The 707-nt window shown below is 44.8% G+C and carries 2 protein-coding genes; both read left to right on the top strand.

What is annotated here, in order from left to right; genetic code table 11:
• Positions 1 to 354: SIS domain-containing protein (locus R7040_RS26570; RefSeq protein ID WP_318097596.1), on the top strand; the 354-nt coding region annotated here is incomplete at its 5' end.
• A 20-nt stretch (positions 355 to 374) separates the two neighbouring features.
• The coding region (locus R7040_RS26565) for a BON domain-containing protein (protein WP_318097595.1) at positions 375 to 707 on the top strand (333 nt) is incomplete at its 3' end.

The raw sequence follows: 707 nt of genomic DNA, 5'->3' as shown, positions 1-707 counted from the left end.
ACTGCGGACAACACCACACTAACGGCAGTTGCAAACGACTACCACTATCAAGAGATTTTCTCTAAGCAAGTTCGTGCATTTGGCCAACCAGGCGATATTCTTCTGGCGCTTTCTACCAGTGGCAACAGCAAAAACATCATCAAAGCGATGGAGGCGGCTGTAACTCGCGACATGACCATTATCGCCCTAACAGGTAAAGATGGTGGTGAGATGGCAGGATTACTGGGCGAAAACGATGTAGAAATTCGTATTCCATCCCATCGCACGGCTCGCATTCACGAAGTGCATATGGTCACTCTTCACTGCTTATGCGATTTGATTGACCAAGTACTTTTCCCTGCTCACGAAGAATAACAGATTTGAGAATCAGCATTATGATACGTAGCCTTATCATTTTATGTACCATCTTAAGCTTGAGCGGATGTGCGGGACTGTTCATTGCTGGAGCTGCCACCACGGCAAATATTGTGACAGATACTCGCACCACGAAGCAGATCTGGCAAGACAACAATATTGAATTTGAAGTCGCAGCGATCGGTAATAAAGAACCGTTTAAAGGGCATGTTCGAGTTGTTGCGAGCTCGTACAATGGTACGGTTGTTTTAATGGGCCAAGCTCCAACTCAAGATTTAATTAATCAAATTGAGCAACGAGCTAGAGCCATTGATGGCGTCAAAACCATTCATAACCAAATTAAGGCTAAAGAG

This window comes from Vibrio sp. 1069, assembly GCF_033340555.1.
This window is presented reverse-complemented; position numbering and strand designations above follow the sequence as displayed.